The 25,613-nt window shown below is 44.5% G+C and carries 12 protein-coding genes; 9 read left to right on the top strand and 3 right to left on the bottom strand.

The genetic code is table 11. From position 1 onward, the window contains the following. Positions 1-73: 73 nt before the first annotated feature. The 3 genes from DW205_RS03360 to DW205_RS03350 are packed head-to-tail and all read right to left on the bottom strand — an operon-like array spanning position 74 to position 7,838. Complete coding sequence (locus DW205_RS03360) at positions 74-2,527, bottom strand: BamA/TamA family outer membrane protein (protein ID WP_005866633.1); 2,454 nt, start codon at positions 2,525-2,527, stop codon at positions 74-76. After that, a complete protein-coding gene (locus tag DW205_RS03355) occupies positions 2,524-7,134 on the bottom strand; it encodes a translocation/assembly module TamB domain-containing protein (RefSeq protein WP_005866635.1) in 4,611 nt (1,536 codons plus the stop codon). The genes DW205_RS03360 and DW205_RS03355 overlap by 4 nt, the downstream gene beginning before the upstream one ends. A 29-nt stretch (positions 7,135-7,163) precedes the next feature. Then, positions 7,164-7,838 (bottom strand): TonB-dependent receptor, encoded by a 675-nt coding sequence (locus DW205_RS03350; RefSeq protein ID WP_005866637.1) that lies wholly within the window; start codon positions 7,836-7,838, stop codon positions 7,164-7,166. Between the two features lie 177 nt (positions 7,839-8,015). Here DW205_RS03350 and DW205_RS03345 point away from each other — a divergent pair, with 177 nt between their 5' ends. The 9 genes from DW205_RS03345 to sprA all read left to right on the top strand — a co-directional run bounded on the left by DW205_RS03345 (position 8,016) and on the right by sprA (position 25,579). Further along, positions 8,016-8,801, top strand: a complete 786-nt coding sequence (locus tag DW205_RS03345; RefSeq protein ID WP_005866639.1) for an inositol monophosphatase family protein — start codon at positions 8,016-8,018, stop codon at positions 8,799-8,801. 226 nt (positions 8,802-9,027) lie between these two features. Continuing rightward, positions 9,028-10,758, top strand: coding sequence for a tetratricopeptide repeat protein (locus DW205_RS03340; protein WP_005866641.1), 1,731 nt, complete (start codon positions 9,028-9,030; stop codon positions 10,756-10,758). Positions 10,759-10,848: 90 nt separating this feature from the next. Next, positions 10,849-11,217 (top strand): DUF3244 domain-containing protein, encoded by a 369-nt coding sequence (locus tag DW205_RS03335; RefSeq protein WP_005866644.1) that lies wholly within the window; start codon positions 10,849-10,851, stop codon positions 11,215-11,217. A gap of 618 nt (positions 11,218-11,835) precedes the next feature. Next, complete coding sequence (dxs, locus tag DW205_RS03330; RefSeq protein WP_005866648.1) at positions 11,836-13,734, top strand: 1-deoxy-D-xylulose-5-phosphate synthase; 1,899 nt, start codon at positions 11,836-11,838, stop codon at positions 13,732-13,734. 20 nt (positions 13,735-13,754) lie between these two features. Beyond that, on the top strand, positions 13,755-15,092 hold the full coding sequence (gene trkA / locus DW205_RS03325) for a Trk system potassium transporter TrkA (RefSeq protein WP_005861043.1): 1,338 nt from the start codon (positions 13,755-13,757) through the stop codon (positions 15,090-15,092). A gap of 9 nt (positions 15,093-15,101) precedes the next feature. After that, complete coding sequence (locus DW205_RS03320) at positions 15,102-16,556, top strand: TrkH family potassium uptake protein (RefSeq protein WP_005866650.1); 1,455 nt, start codon at positions 15,102-15,104, stop codon at positions 16,554-16,556. 11 nt (positions 16,557-16,567) lie between these two features. Beyond that, the gene (locus DW205_RS03315; protein ID WP_005866652.1) at positions 16,568-17,455 is read left to right on the top strand and encodes an SMP-30/gluconolactonase/LRE family protein; all 888 of its coding nucleotides are present in this window, start codon (positions 16,568-16,570) and stop codon (positions 17,453-17,455) included. Between the two features lie 64 nt (positions 17,456-17,519). After that, complete coding sequence (ruvA, locus tag DW205_RS03310; RefSeq protein ID WP_005866654.1) at positions 17,520-18,110, top strand: Holliday junction branch migration protein RuvA; 591 nt, start codon at positions 17,520-17,522, stop codon at positions 18,108-18,110. A 50-nt stretch (positions 18,111-18,160) separates the two neighbouring features. Continuing rightward, positions 18,161-25,579 (top strand): cell surface protein SprA, encoded by a 7,419-nt coding sequence (sprA, locus tag DW205_RS03305; RefSeq protein WP_005866656.1) that lies wholly within the window; start codon positions 18,161-18,163, stop codon positions 25,577-25,579. Positions 25,580-25,613: the final 34 nt, after the last annotated feature.

Raw genomic sequence — 25,613 nt, 5'->3', positions numbered from 1 at the left:
ATTTCCAATTAGGGTTGACCTATTGAAAATGAAATACCTTGGATAAGACCACAGAATCCTAGGAATGGAACAGCTAGAAGGGGTATCCGATAGCGAAATGGTAACCCATGCCGTCCTTGAATTTCGGGATATTGTAATAGCCTTTCTTTCCGGTATCGTAAGGGAGATGCAGACCGATACCCACGTCGAAACGGATGACGATAAAGGTGAGGTCGTAACGCAGGCCGAAGCCGGTTCCCAAGGCTAGATCCTTGAGGAAGCTACCCCATTTCAGTTGTCCGCCGGGACGATCCGGATCGTTTCGGATCAACCAGATGTTGCCGCTGTCGAGGAAGGTAGCCCCGTGGAGGTCGCCAAGGATCGGGAAGCGGTATTCGAGGTTGGCCTCGAATTTAAGATCACCCGTACGGTCGATGTAAGCGTATTTATTGTTGTCGCTGTTCTGGTAGTAGCGTCCGGGACCGATGCTGCGGATCGTAAAGGCACGGATGCTATTCGCTCCGCCGATGTAGAATTGCTCGTTATAAGGGGAGGTACGGGCGTTGCCGTAGCTATAAATAGCGCCGGCCATTAATCGGCCTACGAGATATTGCTTATGCCCGAGGGCGTAATTATAACGTATCTCGGCGGTTCCCTTGATGAATTGGGCGAAGGGGTTGCCGAGTAATTCCTTATCCTCTTTATTGAATTTCTTCCCGGCTAACGCATAAATCCCATCCAAGACAAGACCCGCTTGGGTAACGGATGCCTGCCACCAAAGATGGTTCCGGCGACTGGTAATCGGGGAATCATCATAGGTATAGGTATAGTTCATGGCCGGGATGAATTGATTTTGCAAACTCTTCTTTAGGGCCTTGTTCACGTTGGTAATGCTGTCGAACTCATGCGTGGTATGCTGGAGCAAGTTGAACGTCAGCTTGAAAGGGGTGATGGAATGATGAGACGTGGCGGTAGGCTGGAACTCATACGAGGCGTCACCACCGAATGCCAGCAACTTGAAGAAACGGGCCCGGTTCATCTGGTCCGCATAGAGGCGGAAGGTGGTGCTGGCCGGGAAATTCATGTCCCGTTTGCTGAATGTAGGGAACAATACCCGTGGGAAAGTCAGCGTGGTAGTCAAGCCTAACTCATAACTGTTGATCTTGGAGTTGCTACCATCCAGCTTGTTTCCGGTCTGCCATTCGTAAGAGCCGCGGAGTTTCACGCCGAAGGTCTCGCCCCCTCCGAAGACATTCCGTTTGGTCACGCTGAAAATGGCGCCCGGACCCACTTGGTCGTTGCTCTTGGCGGTAACGTTCAACTCGAGCTCGCCGTCCAATGGAAGATCGTAGACCGTATTGATCCGCAGATCCAGCGTATCTTGGCGGCGCATGGTATCACGGGGGGAATATTGCAACTCGGCATAACGGAAGATACCCAAGCGGGACAGGGCCGTTTGCGTCCGTTCCTGCGCCCGCTGGTTATAAAGTTCCCCCGGCTTGAAATATAAACGGTTGTAAATGACCGAGGGGCGAACCCTTAGCTTGCCCTCATAATGGATCGTAAGGTCCTTATAGCGGATCGAGTCCGTGGGAGTCTCATTCTGGTAGCCGTTTAGCCAGACGGATATATCCCCGAGTTTCCAAGGGCGGAGGGCCGAGGGAGGCAGGCTTTCCTTCGGGGCCACCCGTAAGGCCACTTTCCCGGGGTTCAACAAGGTATCCGCTTGATAGGTGATGAAATCGGGACGGAAATAGTAATATCCGTTGTTACGGAGCAAGGACGAGATGCGTTCCCGCTCGGCTTGCAATTGGACGACATTGAAATTCTCTCCTTTGTGGAGGATACGATCGCCGATCGTGGCATCGATCAATGAGTCGGCACGGTGACGGATATGGACGTATTGGATGCTGTCCAGCGTATACGGATCGTTCATGGTGACACTGTATTCCAGCTTCGCCTTCCGGGGATTCTTGGGATCGGGTATGACCTCGAAAGAAGTCTCTCCGTTGAAATAACCGTACTCGTTCAATAGGTTCCGGGCTACCTTGACGCGGACATCCGGGTTCACGGTGGTGATCAGCACCGGTTTCGACGCCAGCTTGTTGAAGATCCACTTGCCGACCTTCCCTTTCTTGTTCACGAAAGCGTTGTAGACCCACAGGCCGAAGGGGAAGGGCACCCGGATCGAGGAGCTTCCCAGCAAGGCGTTGTTGGGGGGATAGGCTAGGGCGGCCTCGACCTCTTCCAAGGCGGCTTCGCCGGGTTTGGTCTTATCCTCGTTCTTCACCTCTATTTTCTTGATACCGGTATATAGGACCGCTCCCTCGGGAAGGTTCTTCGTGGTGGAGCAAGAGGAGAGAAGAAGTACGGATAGGAGGATGCTCCCGGTGGCGACGTGCCATCCCCCGCTCGGGTTAGACGCTCTCCCTCGCCCGAGGGAGACATCCTCCCCTGCCCGAGGGAGACACTCTCCCCTGCCCGAGGGAGACATCCTCCCCCGCCCGAGGGAGTCGTCCCGCCTAAAATATATTAAAATGCTTTTCATTCCTTTTCATCATTTATGGGTTTCACTTTCGTTTTCTTGAAGTTGAATAACTCCCTGAGGTGCATCATTTTCTTGCGGAGCACGATACCGGCCCCGGTCTCCGTGATCTCGCCTTCCAGCAGGCTCTCGTAGTTCTTGTCGTGGAAGAGCTTGACGTAGCGGGAGCCGCTGCTGTCCAGCCGGTATTCGACGGATACGTTGTCGATGAACGGCTGCGCCTGCCCGTTGTTAATGTTCTCGCCGGTAGAGATACGGCCGCCTAGAACCACACGGATACGGTCATTATAGAATCGCTTGGCGAAGCGGAAGGAGTAGTCGGTACGAGTACCGCCTCCGGCGTCGCCATTATCGTCGTATGTCTCCATGCCGAAACTGATATCCACGGACTTCAAGGCGCTTCCGGCGATGTTGTTGATCTCGCTTTGCAAGAAGCTGGTCAAGGCGTCTCCCATATTCATGTTCACTTTGCCGCTACCACCGCCACCGCCGAGGTACATACCGGTCACGAGCATGCTGACAGCCAGCTTCGCCCGTTCCTCCGGACCTTTCGAGGTTAGTTCCTCTTGCATCGCCATGTCTTCCGGGGCGGTGAGGGTAAATTGCAACCCTAGGTTCTCCAGTTGTTGGGTCAGTTCGATGCCTACGTCGAAATTCACCAAGCGGGGCGATGATTGCCCGGTTAGGGTGACGGACGTACGGACTCGCTCGGTAGCCGTAAGGTTCAAGGTCGGGTCCATGGGGTTGCCCGTCCATTGCACGTAGCTACCCTCCTGTACGTTGAACTCCTTCAGCGGGATGACCGGGATGGAGTACTTGATGGTTCCGCCCGTCAGCGTGTAGCGTCCGTTCAAGAACATATCGCCTTGCGGGGTATACTGGAAGGAAAGGTCGCCGCCACCCTCCAAATTGATATGGTTGGACTGGTCGGGACTTAAATCCACGTTCGCTTGTACGGCGGGATCGATGTGGATCGTCATCAACATGTCCATGCCTCCCATCGGCAACGGGGGTTTACGAGGCATGCGCCGGCGTAAGGTATCCGTGAAAGAGGTGAAGGTTACCATGTCCGACATACGGTCTTGCACGGTCAACGGGGAGTCTTTCAGCACGTAGGTGATATTCGTCCCGCCCAATAACTGCAAGTCCCCTCGCATGGTCAAGGCATCCAACGGCCCGCGTACGGTAGAATTCAGGTTGACGAACAGCTTTCCGTAGACAAGGCTTTCCTCGTTTTTCTTAACGTTCAGCAGTTGCAAGTTATTCGCCGTTAGTTTAAGATTGGCGGTCATGCGGGATAAATCGTTGAAATCCACTTCTCCGTTGATGATAAACGGATTCTTGTTGTATGCGTAAATACCATATTGGTTGAACAAGATTCGGTTGTTCTTTATCTCTATCTTCTTATCGTCGAAACGGAAGGTAGAACCTGCGGCGCCTACATAAACGGAAGCGGTATCGAGAATCAGATATCCCTCGGCCATGGGTTTATCGCTTTGTCCGCTGATAGCGAGTGTACCATCGAGGTCTCCGCCCATTTTCGCCATATCATCCGGGATGAACGGGTTGGCGATATCCAAGGGGAAGTGCATGAACTCGATATTACCGCTGATATGGTCGGTCTCGCCCATCTGGTATAAGGCGGTAATGGCACTCACCTCTTTCCGGTCCCGGAAAAGGTGCATATCCACTTGATGGTTCCCCTGCTCTAAAGGTAGATAGACTGCGTTGAACATGAGTTCGCCGACCCGCTCGTTCTCATAATACAGATCATCAATGTTCATATCCGCCACGACCATGAAGGCCGAGTCGGAAGGAGCGTACTGGAAATCGGCGTTCAATATACCTTTCATCGGCGGGATATAACTGAATGCGTTGGAGATAACCCCAAGGTCGATCTGGTTCAACTCGGCGTGGACTTCCTCCATCTCGTCACTTTCCGCTTGGGAGTGTATCCAGAGGGCGGCGTTATTATCTCCGCTGAGTCGTAGGTTCGCCTCGATATCCTTCATGCTGCGTACCACGACGTAATTATCCGGATTCAGCTTGAAAGGGCGGAACGCTATGATCGGGTCATCGGGGAAGAGATGGAACTTGACCCCGTTCTGTATCTTATCGGCCCGGATTCCGAGCAACAAGCCGGTCTCGCCTTTCCCGTCCTTGAAATAAAGGCGGGCGTCGCCGAAGCCATAACGTATTTGCCCGTCCAGCCCGGCGCTGAAAGGTTGTTGCTGCCTGTATTTATTCTTGATCACTTGGGCGCTATAGAGTAATCCGAGCGAATCTTGGTGCATCTCCGCCCGGATGGTATCGATCTGCATCGTATCCCGTGCCAGATCGTAAATGGAGGCATCCATGCGTATACCCGTTTCCGGTGAGGTATAGGCGTTCATGGCGATGCTCTTGAAATCTACGTAATAGGTTTGGAGATAGTTGTAGATCGGATTGTCCTGTCCTGCCCGTACCTCGAGGTACATATCGGGGAGGAGCGGGCGAAGGATCTCCAGATTGACTGTCGAGTCCCGTTCCAATTGGAGGGTGATATCGTTCGATACCTTAGTCAACTTATCCGTGATGTGGTGTATGCAATCAGTACCCGTGAGGATGATCCCTAAATCCCCGGCGTGGAAAGACACACGGGTGGTATCGATATCCGTCCGGGCATGCAAGGTCAGCGTTTTCGGCTTGAAACTTTGTTTCGGGGTGACGACCTCCCAGTTTCCTAACGTAACGTCGATCGTGTTATCTTCATCCAGATTACTTTCTGCCTCGGCGAAGAGCTGGAAAGAGGTGGCGAAGGGATTTGCCATTAAGTGCATACCCTGTAAATCCATGTTCTCTACATCCGCTATCAACATCGCTTTCACCTCGTGCTTGTGGAGGGTCGCGTTTAAGGAGACATCCATTTTCGCCAACGGGTATTTGCTAAGCAAGTCCACTTTCAGTAAGTTCTTTTCCAGAGAGCCATCGATGGATACGTCTGATACCGATGAGGCGCCATAGCGTATATCCGATATCTTACCGTCCAGTTTGGCCCATGTACGTTCAGAGAAAGGGTCTGTGCCCCGGCCTTCTGCTTTAACAGAGGCGGTCAGCCAAAATAGAGAGTCTTTGGGCATGAAATGAGTAGGTTCCAGACTGTCTATCCGTAAATTAGCCTCATAAGCCAGTTTTACCGGATTATAGCGGGCGGTCAGACCTACTTTACCTTTATCTTGGGTAAGAACAAGCTCGGTGCGGTATTCTTGATTTGCGACTGTAGCTTCCCCCTTCAACTGAATTCCTGCCGGAATGGCAAATTGATCCCGTTGGGAGGCGGGAAGCATCGCCAGCAAAAAGTCCAGATTACCGGATCGAGCGTTTAACTGAATCTCACCGGTTCGCCGGATGCTATCCGTCACGGACTCCATGCTACCCGTGACGTTCATCTGAAACGCTCCCGGCAGCATGATATCGCCTTGTGTGATACGTATACTGGAGAGGTTGCCTTCTACGCCAGCCGTAATAGCGAGAGGCTTGTCCGGATAGGCTTTCTTGAAATCCTCCGGTAGGGAACCTGCCGCTATCAATAAATCTTCTTTCCCCAACGAGGCGTTTAACAGGGCTTTCATGCTACCTTGCGGATGATCCTCGAGGGAGCTCCAAGGGATAGTCGCTGTCAATCTCACTTCGGAATTTGGTGTCTGGAGAAGTAGGTCCGGTACGTCTATCTGTTCATGGTCACTCCGGACATTTCCTGCTAATGCCGAAACCTTGAGGCCGGAACGTTCTTCCACGAAGAATTCCTTGATGTGGGCGTTTATTTCTTTTCCTTGATATAAGATGGAATCGATAGAAGTGTTCAGGTTCGTTAAACTGATATGGGAGAAATCGAGTCCTTGCTCGGGTGCCGCGTAATTCCCGTCATAAGCGAATGTAGAATTCGTTATGTCAAAGTTTCTCGCCTTATATTGTTCCGCTCCAAGATCTACGAGGCCGTTATTTAGCCCGGCTTTATTTACGAAAGCCGTAAGGCGTAAGGAATCCGAGGGCATTTGTAGGGCGAAGGCTACCCGGTCCAAACTAATTTTATCCAGCTTGAGTACCCAGTTCAGAGGTGTGGAAGTCGTGTCTTCTTTCGAGGTTGAATCATTTAATAGAAGGGTAATGGCGGTATCGGATAAATCTACGGTATTAAATGTAGCTTTCTCCTCGGACAGGTCTATACGATCGGCGTGCAGGTAAAGCTTTCCCAAGAATCCTTTGATTTCCATACCTTCAATCATAGTCCCGGTGTTAACCTTTACGTTCCGGAGGTCGATCGTCTCTACCAATACTTGCTTCCGCAAAAAAGGAAGGGCACGAACCCGTACCGTCAAGCTCTGTAAACTCAACAAGGTATCGGCGGGAGGATTTACGACCTCGACACCCTTAACCGTAAGGTCTAACGGGAAAGATAGCCTAATCTGCTCGATCCCGATTTGCATACCAGTCGCTTTTCCCGCATATTCGGTCGCTTTCCGTACCGCGAAGTTTTGGAAAGGAGGTATATATAGTAATATAGAGAGTAACAATACCAATGCGATCGGTATTAGGCATATCACTCCTATCCGTTTAATCCATACTCTCATATTGATACGTTTCTCTTTTTCTTATTTGTTTATTTGCCTGTTTTTATGACGATCGCTCCGTTTGCGCCTCTTACCCCGTATTCACCGGCGTCTTTCAATACTCTTAATTCCGAGACATCTTCGACGGGAATCGTGTTTAGAACAGATAGGTCCATCGGTATACCGTCTACCACTACTAGCGGGTCACTAGGACTGTTTAGGGAAACGCTCGCACGGATGCGTACGGAACCATCGGCGAATGTTATGCCACTCATCCTTCGTAGCAAGCAATAGAGATCCCGGCATCCGGTTTTCTGTATCTCTTCTTTATTCATAACGCTTGAGCTTACTATTTTGTTTCGTTCCCTTTCCATAATTTCTTTCAGGGCCTCATCCGGTTCAAAACTACGCTTTGCGTTGAATGTGCTATTCTCTAAAGTAATGGTTATATAATTGTATCCGTTGACCGGGACTTTGACTACATTTCTTGTTTTCTTAATAGTGACGAACAAGGTATCATTCAGGTTAGCCCCCGGGATGGTGAATACGCCATGTTTGTTCGTTTTCACGGTGATCGGATTCTGACTGCCTAGCGTGACCGGATAGCGTTTGATTATTTTATCGCTGATGTCACGCAATACACCGACTAAAGTATCATTCTGTGCCAAAAGTATTTGGCTGCTGAATAATAAGATGATGATTGAAAGATAATGTATTGTTTTCATAGCTCAATCTTTTTAGCTGAACATAACACAAAGATAATATAATATTTCTTAAAGGCAGAGTTTTAGGGTAAATTCGTAATAGGTATTATTTTTACGTTTCTATGTGGTCTCATTTGTCGCTAAAATGAGATTACTATAAATGGAAATCATTACATTTGCCAAAATAAAATGAACGGTATGGAATTAGATTTAGCCTATTTGTGTAAGGAGGTTCGAGAAATAGCTCGTGCTTCTGCGACATTCTTAAAAGAAGAACGCCGAAAGTTTGACCGGAACTTAGTGGAGGAAAAAAGTGCTCATAACTATGTATCTTATGTGGATAAAGAATCGGAACGACAGATCATAGAGGCTTTGTCTACTTTGCTACCCGAGGCTGGTTTTATCGCGGAGGAAGGCTCTGGAAGTTTGACCGATGAGGAATATTGTTGGGTAATTGATCCATTGGACGGTACTTCAAACTATATTCATGATATCGCGCCTTATTGCGTGAGTATCGCTTTAAGAAATCGGAAGGAGTTATTGTTAGGAGTAGTCTATGAGGTGTGTAGGGACGAGTGTTTCTATGCCGTGAAAGGCGGTAAGGCTTACTTGGATGGGAATGAGATACATGTATCGGATGTCTCAGTACTGGATAACGCTTTCATTGCGTTGGGTTTCCCTTATAACTCTGATGCTTATCGTCCGGTAGCCGCTCATTTGGTTGATAGGTTGTATGGTTTTGCGGGAGGTACCCGTTTGATGGGATCTGCCGCCGCTGAACTGTGTTATGTGGCAGCAGGACGTTTTGATGCCCGTATAGAAGCCTTTTTAGGCCCTTGGGACGTAGCTGCTGGTGCCTTGATTTTATTGCAGGCCGGAGGAAAAATATCGGATTTCAATGGAGGAGAGAACTGGGCTTCGGGTGAACAGGTAGTTGCCAGCAATGGCAAGGTTCATTCTCTTGCGTTGTCTTTGTTGCCCTAATACTAGAGTAATCCTGCGTATTCTAGTGCTTCTGTGTGTATTTAAAAGGTAAAAGAGTTTAAACTTACTTCTTATTTGCGGGGTGTTTGATCCGTTTTGATTTTCAAAACAGATGGGGGAATACAAATACCCGTAAATCCTTGTATGTGTCTAATTCAGTAAAAATCAAGACTTTTAGGATTAGAGATTTTACTTACATTTGTGGAAAATAAAAATGTTACAGAGTATGAAAAACAATCTATACGTCTTTTTTCTGTTCTTTATTACTGGACTAATGTCATGTAGCCATCACTCAGGTCTATATGAACATGCGGAAAAGATAATGTCCCAACATCCCGATAGCGTTTTAACATTGCTATCAACAATACAAGATGTAAATGATCTTTCAGAAAAGGATCGTGCTATGTACTACCTACTTTTGACAGAAGCAGAAGATAAAACTTATAAGAAGCACGAGTCAGACTCATTAATTGCAATAGCTACAGAATATTTTGATAAGACAGATGATGTGAAAAGAAAAGCAAAAGCTTGGTATTATAGAGGACGTGTTGTTGATGATTTGAAAGATGCTCCACGGGCGCAGGATTATTATTTAAAAGCTTTACAAAATGAGATGGAGATTACTGATTATGCTTTTCTTGGACGTTTATATAATAGTATAGGGATGCTTTATACCTATCAAGAAGTATATGAAAAAGCGGTTTTTTATCAGAAAAAATCATTGCGAAGCTTTGAGTTACTTAAAGATTCTATTGGGCAATCGTTTGTGTTAAGGGATCTTGGAAGAAATTTTACAGCTCTTAGTGAGAATGATAGTGCTATCTTTTATTATGAAAGGGCTTTGATTATAGGTGATAAATCTAGCAAACCTTCTATTTATAAAGAATTAGGGAATTTGTTTATGAACAAAGGTGATTATTCTAAAGCATATGAGTGCCTTAAGTCTACTTTATGTTTCCCTTTGAAGAAGACCGTATTAGATCCTGTAAATTTAGCATTTGGTAAATTGTATCAAAAAACCAATAAAATTGATTCAGCATACTATTATTTAAATATTTGTGTGGCTAGTCCAAGGTTGCAAACTCGTGCAGGAGCATATTATTTTTTGGCTGAACTAGAGAAAGATAGAAAGCATTGGGAAGAATATGCAAAGAACCAGATTCAATATGAAGTTTTAAGAGATTCGATGAATATGATTAAACAAACAGAATCGATTAGAAAGATGGAGAGGCTGTATGATTATCATCAAACAGAAGCTAAATTATTACAAGCTAAAATCTCTTTAGAACAAATGAAGTTAGATAATCTTTATATGTGGCTGCTTGTGATAGCTAGTTTGTTACTTGTTGTTTTTGTCTTTGTTTTTGCAAATATACAATTGAAAAAGAAAAGGATACGTTTGCAGGAGCATAAAGAAAAATTGGTAGCGTTGAAGAAAAAACGGGAAGAAGATCAAACTCGAATAGAAGAAAACGAGAATAAAATAGCAGATTTGGAAGCTCAATTACAGCGATCTTGTGAAGCTCATGGAGAAAGAGAAAAAGAATTAATAGCTCTTAGAAAGCTTAAATTGGAAGCTGAAAATAAGAGTTTAGAATGTGTCAAAACTGAAAATCTGCTGTTAATAGAGAAGTTTTGTGTTTCTGATATTTATTATCGTTTTCATGTAAAAGAAGAATGGAGGCCTAAGCCTGAAGATTGGAAGGAGTTATTTAAATGTTTGGATGAAACATATGATAACTTTACTCATCGTTTGGTCGGGGTAGCTCCAAAATTGACAACAACAGAATTGAGAGTGAGTTGCTTAGTTAAAGCGAATGTACCTCCTGTTACTATTGCGATGTTGATCGTGACGACTCCAACAAATGTTTCAATGATCCGAAAACGTCTTTATGAGAAAATTCATTCAGAAACAGGCTCTTCAGAGAAGTTTGATAAGTTTATCCGAGAGTTTTAAATATAATTGTGCATGTTTTGTGCAATAAATATGTCCTTGTTATTTTAAGGATAGGTGTATGTTTGTTGCACAATTAATACACATATCATTATGAGAAAAGTAAACAAATTTACCTTTTGTGCAATTTTATTTGCAATGCTTCTAGTACAACCTCTGTTGGCTGATATTATCCCTACAGAAGGCATTTGGGATGACGAACGTTATCGTTCTATTAATACAAACTGTCCTCCAGTAGTATCAATCGAAGGAGACATTCTTTCCTTGAGCTTTGAAGATGCTTTATCAAACTTGACCGTATGTGTCATGAATGATGAAGGAGTGAAAGTCTATGAAGATGTTGTTTCTTCAGAGGCAGGTGGAACTTATTCTTTCTCTTTAGCGGGAGAAGCAAATGGCCAGTATCAGGTTGTGTTGTTACATCGGTTGGGACACTTGACCGGTAGCTTTACCTTGGAATAAAAAATTAAGAGGTTTTGTAAGAAGAAAGAGCTGTTAAGCTTCTCGGTAAAATGGGAAGCACAGCTCTTTTTTATTTGGACAACTGTACCAAATACGAATCTTTACTTGAAAACGTATCTATGTATATGTTTTACCGCTAAACGTATCATTAATCAGCCGGGAGTCATTCTGTTTATTGTATATTTCTTGAAAATAGGCTCCATTGTAGCCTGATTTACTATTCATAGAAATAGCGATTAGTATTAATAGAAATTCAAAATACTATGGATACTAATCGGAGCTTGGATAGATACGATTTTATTGTATGTTGATTATTAGGTGTATAGGTAATGGTTTGGAAATATTAGACTTATTGTACTTTTTAAGAGATCAAATTTGGTGTGGTTGGGCTATTTTTATTTCCAAATGGTGTTATTTCATGACTATATTATAACTTGAAAAATTCATAGTTATGAAATTCACAACTCATAACTATGTTTTAAAAAAAACATAACTATGAAATTTTATAGGATTTAGCTGTTAAAATCAATATGGATTTTCCCCTTGTCTAAGAAATGACAGGACAATACTATTATATATGCCGTTTATTCTGTATTTTTGCCAGAAAAATTAGCAGACATGGCTGAAAGCAAAGTTGAACACCTATTGGATAGCATTCATTTTCCGGAAGACCTGAGACATTTGTCACAGGATAAGTTGGAGCAGGTATGTGCCGATTTGCGTCAATATATTATCAATGTTTTGTCTGAGAATCCCGGTCACCTAGGTGCAAGCCTTGGTACGGTAGAGCTGACAGTCGCCCTTCATTATGTATTCAATACCCCCTATGACCGTATTGTCTGGGATGTCGGGCATCAAGCTTACGGACATAAAATACTTACAGGAAGGAAAGATATTTTCCATACGCTCCGTAAGTTTAAAGGAATTAGCGGCTTCCCTAATCCTGCGGAAAGTGAGTATGACGCTTTTATCGCCGGACACGCCTCAAATTCAATCTCTGCGGCGATGGGTATGTCGGTAGCCTCGGCCTTGAAGAAGGAACTGGATCGCCATGTGATCGCCGTGATCGGGGATGGCGCTATGACCGGAGGACTCGCCTTCGAGGGGTTGAATAATGCGTCTGCCAACCCTAATAATTTGTTGATTATCCTGAATGATAACGATATGGCGATAGATCATAGCGTAGGTGGTCTTAGCCAGTATTTAGTGGATATAACGACGAGTCAAGCCTATAATAAAATGAGATACGATGTGTATCGAGGCTTAAAGAAGATCAAGCTCATCAATAACGATCGCCGGGAAAACATCTTACGTTTTAACAATAGCCTTAAAGCATTGCTTACCCAGCAACATAATTTATTTGAAGGCTTCAGCATCCGTTACTTCGGTCCGGTGGATGGGCATGATGTAAATTATCTGGTGAAGGTATTGAATGATATAAAAGATATGCAAGGCCCTAAGCTGTTGCATATCAAAACGAAAAAAGGAAAAGGCTTTAAACCTGCGGAAGAGTCCGCTACGGAATGGCATGCTCCCGGAAAGTTCAATAAGGAAACCGGCCAGCGTATTATCGTTCGTAAATTAGATGAACCTCAATTATATCAAGACGTGTTCGGTCATACATTGGTAGAGCTTGCGGAGAAAGATGAGCGTATTGTAGGCGTAACTCCGGCTATGCCTTCCGGTTGCTCGATGACTTATATGATGAAAGCCTTCCCGGATCGTGCGTTTGATGTGGGAATTGCGGAAGGGCATTCCGTAACTTTCTCTGCCGGATTAGCTAAGGAGGGAATGATACCTTTCTGCAACGTGTATTCTTCGTTTATGCAGCGTGCGTATGATATGGTTATCCATGATGTAGCTTTGCAAAAACTACATATGGTGATCTGTCTGGATCGTGCGGGATTAGTGGGAGAGGATGGAGCTACACATCATGGCGTGTTTGATTTAGCATATCTTCGTCCGATACCGAATTTGGTAATCGCTTCCCCATTGAATGAGTTGGATTTACGGAATTTGATGTATACAGGCTATGCTGCTTTTAATGGCCCGTTCGTAATCCGTTACCCTAGAGGTAAGGGGGAGATGAAAGATTGGCGTAACGAGATGCAAGTATTGCCTATAGGAAAAGGGAAAAAGTTGCGTGACGGGGATGATATCGCCGTACTTTCTATCGGACCGATCGGAAACGAGGTGATCAAAGCCATCGAGATGGTGAAAGAAGAGGGGGTATCGATAGCCCATTACGATATGATCTACTTGAAACCGTTGGATGAGGAGCTGTTGCATGAGATCGGGCGGAAATATAACCGTATTATTACGGTAGAGAATGGAGTGATAAAAGGTGGTTTTGGTAGCGCTGTCCTTGAGTTTATGGCAGACAATGGTTATACGCCTCATGTAAAGCGTATCGGAGTGCCGGATGCGTTTATCGAGCATGGTTCTATACCGGAACTGTATCAATTATGTGGTATGGATGCCGAGAGCATTGCGAAACAGTTGAAAAAGGAGAATTGATTATTGTCAATTAATAAAATATGAAAATTGTCATAGCCGGTGCGGGAGAAGTAGGTACACATTTAGCGAAAATGTTATCTCAAGAGAATCAGGACATCATTTTGATGGATCCGAATGAGGAACGGCTGAATTTTTCAAAATCTAGCATGGAGATTCTCCCTATGGTCGGGAATCCGACCTCGCTTAGAGATTTGGAGGAAGCGGGGATCAAGAAAGCGGACTTGTTCGTAAGTGTTACTCCCGAGGAGACTACCAATGTGACGGCTTGTATGTTGGCTCATAATCTAGGAGCGCATCGTACGTTGGCCCGAATCAATAATTACGAATATTTATTACCCAAAAATAAAGAGCTGTTCGAGAAATTAGGAATCAACTCGATGATTTATCCTGAGATGTTGGCGGCTAAGGAGATCGTGACAGCTGTACGCCGTCCGTGGACACGCCAATATTGGGAGCTGTTTGGTGGAGCTTTAATTCTGATAGGTGTTAAAGTTCGGGATAATTCCCGTTTGGTGAACCGGGTATTGGCCGAATTGCTAAATGAGCAGAAGCTATATCATATTGTCGCTATTAAGCGAAAGAACGAGACGATAATCCCCCGTGGTACGGACCGGATAGAGTCTGGTGACATCGTATTCTTTACGACGACCCGATCTCATATAGAGGATGTGCGCTTACTGGCCGGAAAGAAAGATCCGGAAGTAAAGAAGGTTATTATTATGGGAGGAAGCCGTATCGCTATCCGTGCTTGCCAATATTTACCGAATAACATCCGGGTAAAAGTAATTGAGGCTAATAAAGAGAAAAGTCATCGAATCGCTGAGGTAGTGCCTAGTAATGTCTTGATTATAAACGGAGATGGCCGTGATACTGATTTGTTGATGCAAGAAGGCATCAAGGATGCGCAGACTTTTATAGCTTTGACGGAAAATTCCAGCACGAATATATTGGCATGTCTGGCCGCTAAGCGTTTAGGTGTGTTTAAGACAATCGCTAAGATTGAGAATATCGATTATATCCAATTGGCGGAAAGTATGGACATCGGTTCGGTTATCAACAAAAAGCTGATAGCGGCCAGCCATATCTATCAATTTCTTCTGGATGCGGATGTCTCTAACGTGAAATGTTTGACCTTTGCGAATGCGGATGTAGCGGAGTTGGTGGCTCGACCGGATTCAAAGATTACCAAGAAACAAGTCAAGGATCTCCGTCTGCCGAAAGATATGACTCTCGGTGGGTTGATTCGTGACGGTGAACCTATGATGATCAAGGGTGATACTCAGATACAGGCATACGATCATGTTGTCGTATTCTGCCTGGATACGGCTATGCGTAAGCTGGAGGACTACTTTAACTAGTTGATAGTTATGTTGAACGTACGTTTTATAGTGAAGATGCTAGGGGTGATGTTCATCCTTGAGACTTTTTTTATGCTGGCTGCTACTGTCGTAGCCTTCCTTTATCGGGGGAGTGATGTCTATCCGCTTCTTATTTCAAGCGGAATCTTATTCGGGACCGGTTTTTTGTTCTACTCTATGGGCTTTAAGGCGAATGAACACTCGGCCGGCCGGCGGGAAGGAATGTTGATCGTGACATTGACTTGGATTTTATTCTCTTTATTTGGAATGTTACCATTCTATATTGGAGGATATATAGATAATGTGACCGATGCCTTTTTCGAGACCATGTCCGGATTTACGACTACAGGCTCTACTATTTTAACGAATATAGAGACATTGCCTAAAGGTATCTTATTCTGGCGGAGTCTTACACAGTGGCAGGGAGGTATCGGTATGGTCGTATTCACCGTGGCTTTGATGCCTATTTTCGGAGGTGGTGCCTCGCAGATGTTTGATGCCGAAACGCCCGGTATAACCCATGAACGTTTTCGTCCTCGTATTACGCAAGTCGCTAAACGCCTGTGGGGGGTGTATGTTTTTCTGACACTTTTTTTAGTCGGCCTTTTATGGGCTGGTCCGATGAATTTGTATGATGCGGTAAATCATGCGTTCACGGCTATATCTACTGGTGGATATTCAACCAAAAACGCAAGTATCGCTTATTGGAATTCCTCTTATATAGAGTATGTAATAACTATTTTCATGTTTATCGGAGCTACCAATATGACATTGGTTTATTTCTGTTTTAATGGAAATGTGAAGAAATTGATTAAAGATGAGGAGTTTCGCTGGTTTTTCTTTTTTGTTTTAAGCGCTATTATCGTTGTCATGGTGTGGATCTTGTACCTTGGATTCGCCTCGGATGTAGAGAATGCGTTCCGTAAGGCGGCTTTCCAAGTGGTGACCTTGGTTTCTACCTGTGGATTCGCTACGGATGACTATATTCCTTGGGGACCGTTTTTCTGGTTTATCGCATTGATCTTGATGTTTATTTGTGGATGCGCCGGATCTACTTGCGGTGGCTTGAAGATGGGACGCTTCGTTATTTTAACGAAGAATCTCTCCAATGAATTTAAGAAACAGACACATCCCCATGCGGTGATTCCAGTACGAATGAACGGACATGTCGTATCTGGTGATATCGTACACCGTGTGTTAGCTTTTGTGTTCGCTTATATTACGTTAATCGTGGTGAGTTGTTTGGCTTTATCTTTGGATGGGATGGGATTTTCGGAGGCGATTGGTGCCGCTGTTTCTGCTATAAGTAACGTAGGGCCCGGCTTGGGAACGCTTGGTCCGGTAAGTAATTTTGCGGATGTCCCCACGGTGTCGAAATGGTTTCTGTCTTTTTTGATGTTAACAGGGCGTCTGGAGATATTTACGGTATTAACGATATTAGTCCCCGGTTTTTGGAAACAGTAAAATTATTGAAAATGAAAAGTATACAGGTCATTGCTAGTCTGCTGTGTGGTATTCTGTATTGTGGGATTTCTTTAAATGCCCAGAATGTATTGAAAGCAACGGGTTGGATGCCAGAGCACACATTTACTTCCGGAATAGAAGGTCCGGCTGTAGATAGCGAAGGAAATTTATATGCCGTAAATTATAAGAAAGAAGGGACGATCGGTATTGTACGCCCAGATGGTAGCCATGGCTGTTTTCTCGTTTTGCCGGAAGGATCTACCGGGAATAGTATCCGCTTCGGGAAAGACGGAAATATGTACGTGGCGGATTATACAGGGCATAATATCTTAAAAGTGGATATGAAATCTAAGAAGATCAGCCTATTCGCTCATGAGCCAAAGATGAATCAACCAAACGATATTGTATTTGCCCCCAATGGAAATATGTATGCGAGTGACCCGGATTGGCCGAATCAAAAAGGCCAACTTTGGTTGATTACCCCGGATGCGAAAGTCTCCTTATTGGAGACGAATATGGGAACGACTAATGGCATCGCTGTGAGTGAGGATGGTAAACGCTTGTACGTTAATGAATCTGCCCAATTAAAAGTCTGGGTATATGATATATGCCTGGATGGTACTTTAAGGAATAAACGTCTATTTCATACTTTTGAGGGGTACGGTATGGATGGTATGAAGTGTGACGAGAAAGGAAATCTTTATATTTGCCGTTATGATAAGGGTACTATAGCTTTGTTAAATCCGCAAGGAGATTTAGTTGAAGAGATTCAATTGACAGGAAAACAGCCGTCTAACTTAACATTTGGAGGACCTGATCATCGTCAATGTTATGTGACATTGCAGGATCGGGGTTGTTTTGAAACCTTTAAGGTTCCTTATCCGGGAAAAGAATGGTAACCCGATATACGTTTTTGATTAATTTTGCGTTATAATAGGTACGGAATATTAAAAAGATATATAGATGATAGAATATATAAAGGGTGAAATCGTGGAACTTACACCTACACGTATGATTTTGGAGTGTGGTGGTATAGGCTACGAGCTGAATATATCCTTGAATACATATAGTGCGTTTGGGAACAAGACTACCGGAAAAATATATATATATGAGGTAATCCGGGAAGATGCTCATTTACTATTTGGCTTTGCCGAGAAAATCGAAAGGGAGTTGTTCCTTTTGCTTACTTCCGTTTCCGGCGTGGGACCGAATACCGCACGCATGATCCTTTCTTCTCTACCGCCATCCGAATTGGTTCAAGTGATCGGTTCGAAGAATGAGGCCGCATTGACTGCCGTGAAAGGGATTGGTTTGAAGACGGCCCAGCGTATCTTGGTAGATTTGAAAAATAAGGTGAAACCTATGGAGAGTATGGCCGGAAACTTGCCGGAGGCATCAGTCTCTAATGGAGCGGTAACCGAGGAGGCCGTAGCCGCATTGGTTATGTTGGGTTTCCAGAAAGCGGCTTCGCAAAAAGCGGTATCCGCTATTTTGAAAGGCTCGCCCACTTTAGCTGTGGAACAAGTAATTAAAACTGCGCTTAGAATGCTTTGATAATTGACAATTGAGGATTAACGATTAACAATTGACAATTAAATGAGAAAATGAGAAAACGAATACTGAAATATTCCATATGGATCGTTGTATTATTGTTTGGTGTCGGCTTGTATTCGCTGAATGCTGATTACCTTGCGTATACATCATCTTTGCCGGAATTGGAGTTGCTGGAAGCTCCGGAGGATACGATTCCTCCCCGTTATCCGGTAGCTAAAACTACACCGGAGGAATATCAAGATATCGTGAAACAATCACCTGCCGATTTGCGTGATCCGGAGAATGTCAAGACTACGATTGAGTATGATTTAAAGACGAATACGTATATTGTCCGTACGAAATTAGGCGATATGGAGATTGGTACGCCGATGAGTTTAACCCCAGCGGAATACCAAGATTATTCTATGCAACAATCACTTCGTTCCTATTTCCGCCAAAAGAACGAGGAAGAATTCCAAAAAGCTACGAATAAACAGTTTAACTTAACCGATATGCAGTTTAATATCGGTGCGGCGGAACGTATTTTCGGCCCCGGTGGAGTACGTGTAAGAACACAAGGTTCGGCCGAGATCACGATGGGATTGAAGACGAATAAGAATAATGATCCTTCTCTTCCGGAGCGTTCCCGTAAACGTACTTTCTTCAATTTTGACGAGAGTGTGCAGTTGAATGTACAAGCCTCGGTGGGTAGCAAGGTGAATTTCGGAATGAATTACAATACCGAGACCTCTTTTGATTTCGATTCCAAAAAATTGAAGTTGGCGTATACAGGCGAGGAGGATGAGATTATCAAGTCGTTAGAAGCCGGTAACGTGAGCATGAATACCAGCAATTCCTTGATTAATGGAGGTGCGGCTTTATTTGGTATGAAAGCGGATTTACAATTTGGTAAGTTGCGAGTGAACGCCTTGTTTGCCCAGCAGGAATCTGAATCCAAGACGGTTAGCTCAAAAGGGGGCGTGCAGACGAAGCCCTTCGAGATCAAGGTGGATGAATACGACGAGAACCGTCACTTCTTCTTGGGCCATTATTTCTATGATAACTACGATAAGTTTATGGAGTCTTTGCCTACCGTCACCTCCGGTATCGAGATCTCCAAGATAGAAGTATGGGTAACCAATAAACGCGGTAATTATGACCAGTCCCGCAATATCGTAGCTTTCACCGATTTGGGAGAAAATGAATCTCGTAATATCGGTAATACTGCGTTGGTGATGCCTTCCGGAACGGACAGACGTCCGAATAATTCCGCAAACAATTTATATATGACTTTAACCACTCAATTTACGGATGCCCGTAAGATAAGTATGGTTAATGATGCGTTGAAAGGCTCCATGGAGGGAGGACGGGATTTTGAAAAAATCGAGAGTGCCCGTTTGCTAGAGTCATCTGAGTATACATTAAACAAGAAATTGGGTTATATTTCTTTGAGGACTCAGTTACAGGCTGATGAGGTATTGGGTGTCGCTTTTAGTTTTATCTATAATGGCAAGACCTATCAAGTCGGTGAGTTCTCTACGGATAATAAAGAGAATACGAGCGACTGTATTTATGTGAAGTTGCTAAAGGGCATCACGATGTCGCCTGATATGATGTTCTGGGACTTGATGATGAAGAACGTATACTCATTGGGTGCTTATTCGGTGCAGAAAGAGAAGTTTAAGTTAAACGTTACCTACCAGAGCGATTCTACCGGTACGTATGTAAACTATCTTCCGGAAGGTAATTGTGCGAATCAAATCTTGATTCGGGTATTAGGGCTGGATCGCTTGGATACCTATGACAATCCGAATCCGGATGGTTTCTTCGATTTTATTGACGGTTATACGATACAGGCGGAGACCGGTAAGATTATATTCCCTTGTGTACAACCTTTCGGCTCGAAATTACGGGAAAAGGTAGGTAATGCCTATGCCAGTAAATATGTATTCCAAGAGTTGTATGACTCGACATTAACCGTTGCCCGCCAGATCGCCGAGAAAAATAAATTTCTTTTAAGTGGTGAGTATAAAGCCTCGTCGGGTTCGGAGATCGACTTGGGAGCTACTAACGTGGCCCGTGGATCCGTACGTGTCACGGCAGGAGGAGCTACACTGACCGAGAATGTGGATTATACGGTAGATTACAGTTTAGGACGTGTGACGATCTTGAATGAGAGCATCATATCGAGTGGGACACCCGTTAGCGTATCTCTGGAGAACCAGTCTACTTTTAATATGCAGCGAAAGACGATGATCGGGTTAGACTTGAATTACCAGTTCAATAAGGACTTCATGGTCGGTGCCACGGTTATGCATATGTCGGAAATGCCTCTTACGGTAAAAACCACTTTGGGGGATGAGTCTATAAAGAATACTTTATGGGGCTTGAATACCTCTTATAAAGCCGAGAGCCAGTGGTTGACAAATGTATTTGATAAGTTACCCTTGTTGACATTGACCAAACCTAGCCAAATCTCATTCAATGCGGAATTCGCTCATTTAATAGCGGGACATTATGAGAATCAATATACGGGTGGTTACTCTTATTTGGATGACTTCGAGTCTACACAAAGTGGTATGGATCTTTTGAACCCGTATGCTTGGAACTTGGCGAGTACCCCCTATGAAGATTCGAATCCTAAATTTCCGGAAGCGGAGAAGGTGAACGATATCGCTTATGGTAAAAACAGAGCTTTGTTGGCTTGGTATACGGTAGACGGAATCTTCACACGGAAGAGTTCCTCTTCCCGCCCTCGACATCTTACGAATGATGATTTATCGAATCATTACACCCGTGGAGTCAGTTATAAAGAGATCTTCCCGAATAAAGAGTTGGGAACCAATGATAATACGACTTTGCCTGTATTAAACCTCGCTTTTTACCCGAATGAGCGTGGTCCGTATAACCTAGATGCGGAAAATGTAAACTCGGACGGTACGTTGGGTAATCCGGAAAAACGTTGGGGCGGTGTAATGCGTAAGATCGAGCCTAGCGATTTGGAATCTGCCAATTATGAATATATCGAATTCTGGCTTTTAGACCCGTATCTTGAGGACGAGACAGCCGAGGGTGGTGACCTATACTTTAACTTGGGTGAGATTTCCGAGGATATCTTGAAAGATGAGCGGAAATTCTTTGAGAATGGTATGCCCGTGGACGGTGATATGTCGAAAGTTGATACGACTGTTTGGGGTAAGGTGCCTCGCACGCAAAGTACGGGATATGCGTTTGATGCCCAAAATCGTGAGCTGCAAGATGTCGGTTTGAACGGTCTTTCTACGGAGGAAGAGCAAATTTTCCCTACGTATGCGGATTATTTGAATAAATTGAGGGCGAAACTATCCGGTGAGACAATCTCTAAGATGATGGATGATCCGTTTTCTCCTTTTAACGATCCTGCCGGGGATAATTATCACTATTTCCGTGGGGATGATTACGATGCTAAGGAGTTGGATATCTTATCTCGCTATAAACGATATAACGGTACAGAGGGAAACTCACAAGAATCCGATCAAAGATATGCTACAGCCGGAAAGAGTACACCAGATGTGGAAGATATCAATGGCGATAATACGTTGAATGAGACAGAGAAATATTTTGAGTACAAGATCTCTCTCCGTCCAAAAGATTTGCAGGTCGGTGTAAACAACATCGTTGATGAGCGTACTCCGGAAGTAACCTTAATGAATGGTGATAAGGAGAAAGTAAAATGGTATCTATTTAAGATTCCTATTAAAGATTATGAGAAGAGGGTTGGAGCGATCCGGGATTTCAAGACAGTCCGTTTCATGCGTATGTATATGACAGGATTCCGTAAGTCTACGGTTCTGCGTTTCGGTACCTTGGAATTGGTTCGTGGTGATTGGCGTACTTATACGCAGGATTTGTCAAATCCTCTTATTCCGCCAAAGTCTGATGGACAGATCGTCGTATCTTCTGTAAATATAGAGGAGAACGGGCAGCGTCAGCCGGTCAACTATGTGTTGCCTCCGGGTATCAGCCGTATGTTCGATTCCAGTCAGCCTCAGTTGCTTCAACAGAACGAGCAGGCATTGTCTATGAAGATAACGGATTTATCTCCTGCGGATGCACGTGCGGTTTATAAATCTACCGCTTATGACCTTCGCCGGTATAAACGATTACAAATGTTCGCTCATGCGGAAGCGCCGATTGATGAGAGCAAGACTTTGTCGAATGGTGATTTCTCTGTATTTATTCGTTTAGGTTCTGACTATAAGAATAATTATTATGAGTATGAGGTGCCTTTGGATCTGACTCCCCATAGTACTATTCTTTATAATACGAACAATAGTGCGGATCAAGAAAAAGTATGGCCTTTAAATAATACCTTGAATTTTAAACTGGAGACTCTAACCGACTTGAAGTTGGAGCGAAATAAATTGAAACGTCAAGGACAGGGAAATATAAGCTACCAAAAGGTTTATTCGAAAAATGATCCGGATAATACGCGTAATAAAATCAGTATCATCGGTAACCCTAGCTTAGCGGAGGTGAAAGTGATCATGATCGGCGTACGTAATAATACGGGTGATATCAAGAGCGGTGAGGTTTGGGTAAACGAACTTCGTATGACCGATTTCGACGAGAAAGGCGGTTGGGCCGCTAATGCGAATCTGAACGTCGCTTTATCCGATTTGGGTACGGTCAATGTAAGTGGACGAATGGAAACCGCTGGTTTCGGTGCGTTGGATCAGTCGCTGGCCGAACGTCGGATGGATGATTATTCGCAATATAGTGTGGCGACCTCGATTGAGTTGGGTAAGTTGTTCCCTGAGAAAGCAAAGGTTAGCATACCTTTTTACTATGCTTATTCGAAAGAGACTACAACTCCTGAGTATGATCCGTTGAATGAGGATATTAAGCTTTCGGACGCTTTGGATGCGGTAGAGACCCAAGCCGAGAAAGACTCCATCAAGAGTTATTCTTTGGATCAGACCACTATTAAGAGCGTCTCTTTCAATAACGTAAAGGTAGATATCCGTAGCAAGAACCCGATGCCGTATGATCCGGCGAATTTCTCGTTAGGTTACTCTTATAGCCAGAACAGTAAGAAGAACCCGGAGACCGAATATGAGACAACCAAGGATTACCGGGGTAATTTCGCTTATAATTATACGCCTTACGTGAAACCGTTCCGACCCTTCGAGAAGCTGAAGAAGAATAATGGATATACGAAATATATCAAGCAATTCGGACTGAATTACGTTCCGTCGAATATTAGTTTCCAGACGGCGATGATGCGGAATTACTATGAGATTAAGCTAAGGGATTTGACAAGTTCTACGGATGGAGGTAACCAGTTGCTCTCATTCAGTCACAATTTCTTGTGGGACCGTGCCTTCAGTTTGCGTTGGGACTTTACGAATAATCTGAGCATGACGTTTACTTCCGGTACGAATGCCCGTATCGAGGAACCGAATGTTCAAGTTAATAAGAAATTGAATCCGGATGATTATCAGGTATGGAAGGATTCCGTAAAGCAAAGTATCCGTGATTTGGGCACTCCTTTGAAATATGACCAAACGTTTAATGTCACTTGGAATATGCCATTGCAATTCATACCGGCATTAGACTGGGTAAATAGTTCATTGACTTATAATGCCACGTACAACTGGGATCGTGGAGCCAATGTCGCTAGTATTGAGCTGGAACAGGGTAATATAATAAAGAACCAACGTCAATTTGACTGGCAGGGTAGTTTCAATTTGCAGTCATTGTACAATAAGAATAAATATCTGAAGAAGATCAACCAGAAATTTATGGCCTCTTCCCGGGTAAGCGCTCGTCAACCGGAGAAAAAGAAGAAAGAGGTGAAACTAGAGAAAGAGATTCAATTGAGCCCGGATAGTGGAACGATCGTGCAGCATGGAATGTTTACGAAGAAGGTTCGTATCACGGCACGTGGAGCGGATGGGAAGGTCTATTCAATTAAATATAAGCCGATCAATTATGCCCAAGTCATGATCTTGAATAAAGATACGGCTCATTTGAAGTTGACGATCGTGCCCGGCCCGCAACCTTTGGAAGGAACCTTGACGAAAGTAGCGGAATATGGCAGTCGTTTCTTGATGATGCTGCGCCGGGTAAACGTGCAGTACTCGTTGATAGACGGTATGATGTTGAGTGGTTACGCTCCGGAGGTTGGTGATATGTTCGGGCAACGGCGTACAGGAACTTTGGCTCCGGGACTCGGTTTTGCCTTTGGAGCGGTAAGAAGGAGCTTTATCGACGAGGCAGACGAGCGGGGCTGGTTGGTAAAGAATGAGAATATGACGACGCCTGCCATGATCAATAGCGCGAAGAATCTTACGATCCGTGCGAATCTAGAACCTATAGCCGGCTTGAAGATTGATTTGAACGCAAACCGGGTAGATACCCGTAGTACCGATATCTATTATATGCAAGACGGTATGCCCGAGCAGATGGGAGGTAGCTTTACGATGACGACGATTGCCTTGGGTAGCGCTTTCGGCGGTAGCGGAAACGCTAATAACGGTTATTCCTCGAAAGCGTTCGATAAATTTATCGCTCACCGTAGCGTGATCGCCCAGCGCTTGGCGGATACATATTCCGGTACGGTTTATCCGAGTTCCGGTTTTATGGCGGGGCATGCTTTAGCGGGAAAACCTTATGATCCAGCCGTAGGGGGAGGTGTAAGTCTGAATTCCATGGAGGTATTGGTGCCTGCTTTCTTGGCGGCTTATACAGGCAAGGACCCGAATAAGGTAGGCTTGTCAGCCTTCCCGTCCATTAAGAGTCTGCTACCGAACTGGCGTATTACGTATGATGGCTTGATCCGTATACCGGTTATTCGCAAATACTTTAAGAGCATGATGTTGAGTCATCAATATCGTTGTTCCTATAGCGTAGGTGCGTTTTCCTCCTTCTTGGATTGGGTAGATGCTGGGCAGGATGGTTTGGGATATATCCGTGATATCCAAACCGGTAATCCTACACCGTCGTCTCCTTATGATATAGCAGCCGTGAGTATCACGGAAGGATTCAGCCCGTTGTTTGGTGTAGACGCTACTTTATTGAATAATATAACCGGTAAGTTTGAGTTGCGCAAGACTCGTAACTTAAGCCTGAATATTTCCTCTTACCAATTGGTGGAAGCGCTTTCCAACGAATTCGTGATAGGAGTAGGATATAAGTTGACTGAGTTTAACAAGGTGTTGAAAATGAAAAAGACACGGGACTTCAGTAATGATCTTACGATCCGCTTAGATTTCTCTTACCGTAAAATGCAATCGTTGATCCGTAAGATAGAGGATCAGTTTACGCAGGCTACCAGCGGGAATATCGCCAAGACCATCCAGTTCTCTGCGGATTACGGGTTAAGTCGTGCCTTGACATTGAGAGCGTTCTATGATTTACAGATCAATGAGCCGATCGTGTCCACCTCATCTTACCCGACTTCGAACTCAAACTATGGTATTAGTTTACGGTTCTCCTTAGCGCAATAAAAAGAGTATAGTCTATTTACAGGACTTCTTGGTC

The organism is Parabacteroides sp. AM17-47 (genome assembly GCF_003434625.1).
GTDB lineage: Bacteria > Bacteroidota > Bacteroidia > Bacteroidales > Tannerellaceae > Parabacteroides > Parabacteroides distasonis.
Note: the sequence above shows the minus strand (reverse complement) of the source record. Positions and strands in the feature narration are given on the sequence as shown.